At 55.0% G+C, this 2,003-nt stretch carries 3 protein-coding genes; all 3 read right to left on the bottom strand.

What is annotated here, in order from left to right:
* Window positions 1-170 precede the first annotated feature (170 nt).
* Complete coding sequence (locus ACVOMB_RS20985; protein WP_481532923.1) at window positions 171-350, bottom strand: hypothetical protein; 180 nt, start codon at window positions 348-350, stop codon at window positions 171-173.
* Between the two features lie 72 nt (window positions 351-422).
* Window positions 423-854, bottom strand: coding sequence for an SET domain-containing protein-lysine N-methyltransferase (locus ACVOMB_RS20980; RefSeq protein WP_481532922.1), 432 nt, complete (start codon window positions 852-854; stop codon window positions 423-425).
* A gap of 294 nt (window positions 855-1,148) precedes the next feature.
* On the bottom strand, window positions 1,149-1,397 hold the full coding sequence (locus ACVOMB_RS20975; protein ID WP_481532921.1) for a hypothetical protein: 249 nt from the start codon (window positions 1,395-1,397) through the stop codon (window positions 1,149-1,151).
* Window positions 1,398-2,003 lie beyond the last annotated feature (606 nt).

Below are 2,003 nucleotides of genomic sequence, written 5' to 3'. Positions count from 1 at the left end.
GCTGTGCGAAGTTAGGCATGAAAGTTACCGATTTGATGCAGGCTGCCGACTGCGCTAGTTCAATCGCTGCATAACAAAGGGTATGAGCTGATTGTTCAGACCTTCCCTAGGTGGCGAGCTTGGTACTGGACGCATTGATTGCCCAGCTGTTGAGAGTTGGTGCGATGCTATCAAGTGGCATTGCCGTCGGGCGTAGTTGGTTCTTTGGAGGTCAGTGCGACAACCCATGCAGCGATCTCCAGCGCGACGCCAAAGCCACCAATCAGCCATGCCCCGGTGCTGGATGAAACAACGTAAAAGCAGAGTGCCACCAGGAATAGAAGGATCGCGAGAGCATGCAGGATTTTCATTTTTCCACCTAACGTCTGCGTATAGCCGGGCCGCGAAGCGGCTGTGGCGGGGATACGTTGTCAGCAGCCAGCCTAGATAGGCGTGACGCCGGTTTCATCGAACCAAACATCTTCCGAAGAATGAATGTCTCCCTCTGTCTCGTTGTAGTTGACGGTGAGTTCCTCGCCGGCGCCGATATCCCGAGCGGCGGAAAACACCATACATCGGCCATCCGCATGAGCAGCGTAGCGCACATTTGCGGGATTGGCGTGGTTGTACATGCTGCCCCAGCCGAGTGCGACGCAAGAGGCGGGAGGTCCGTTGGTGAGGCGGCCCCAGTCAAACACGACGCGCTGTATCTCCTCCGGCATTTCGTCCCAATCCGCCCGCACGATGACTACCGGACAGACCTCGATGTTCTCACCTGATCTGATTTGCTTGGTGGCAAAGACGCCGAGTCCTTTGGCGGTTTCCGTGTCTTTGATAGTCGCTGCATAGCAAACGCTGAAATGTATCACTTGCATCCAACTCCGGAATTGAGCCGGCCCGCGAAGCGGGTTCGGCCTGAATGAATTGTCAGATTTACTGCGCGGGCTTTGCAGATAGTTCAGCGTACGCTCTCTTGCCCGCCGACTCAGAAAAGTGGCTAAATGCCATGATGGTGTTGGCAGAGGTATCGGACACAGTGCGTTCTTGGCCTAGGTAGCGAATACGAAGGCCAAGCCTGTCTTTTCCTGCCATGAATCCAAACATGACCCGCGCACCGGGAGGGCGCTGTCGGATGTCAGTAATTGCAACCTCGGCAGCATCTGTTTCCGCTACCGCAAACGAATTTGCCTGGCTTCTGCGGCGTAAGCTTGCTCAATTAGCGGTGGCACTTTGTCGTTGTGTTCACAGTCGCCGCAATCCCAGATGATGTTGAGCTTTGGGGCTGATGGCAATGCCTGTGCGAGCTCAGGCAAAGCCGCCGAGGCAGTGGCCGAAGGCTCAGGCATAACCTGTGCAAAAACAGGCTGTATGGCGACAAAGGCAAGCAGAAAAGTCACGCACAAGACATTGTTTTTCACGCGATCGCCATTTTTGTTGGACAGAGATATAACTCTGGGGTTAAGCCGAGTCGCGAAGCGATTTCGGCTCGAATGAACTGTCAGGGGCGCTGCCGGTGCCATTGTCCATCTGCGCCCATGTCTACCAAAATCTCTGCGCCCAATGCCTCTAGTACATGCATGATCGATTGAACGTGCTCTACAGATATGTCATCGATCTCAACACGCTCGCGCGCGAGCACGGATCTTTGGATCCTACGGCGCTGTGCTGGGGAAGCGCTTATACCTCGCCTAAGGCGGCGTGATAGCTCAGAAGCTGCATGCACTCCTTCGGATCGCCATTGAATCTCATCTGCTCGCCATCCAATCACCGAGATCGTTACCATGCGCGCCTAGCTCCGGAATTAAGCCGCGCCGCGGAGCGGCGTCGGCTTGAATGAACTGTTAGGCCTCACCAGACGTCGATGCGCATGCATTCGAACTCTACGGGGCCACTGCAAGGTAGATCGCCTAGGTTAAGGAAGGTCTGAACAATCAGCTCATACCCTTTGTTATGCAGCGATTGAACTAGCGCAGTCGGCAGCCTGCATCAAATCGGTAACTTTCATGCCTAACTTCGCACAGCAG

Source organism: Stenotrophomonas sp. STEN018, assembly GCF_056760235.1.
This window is presented reverse-complemented; position numbering and strand designations above follow the sequence as displayed.

What these genes read in the sequence shown, in the direction of transcription:
- ACVOMB_RS20985 (WP_481532923.1), bottom strand. Translation starts at nt 350, where the DNA reads ATGAAAATCCTGCATGCTCTCGCGATCCTTCTATTCCTGGTGGCACTC.
- ACVOMB_RS20980 (WP_481532922.1), bottom strand. Translation starts at nt 854, where the DNA reads ATGCAAGTGATACATTTCAGCGTTTGCTATGCAGCGACTATCAAAGAC.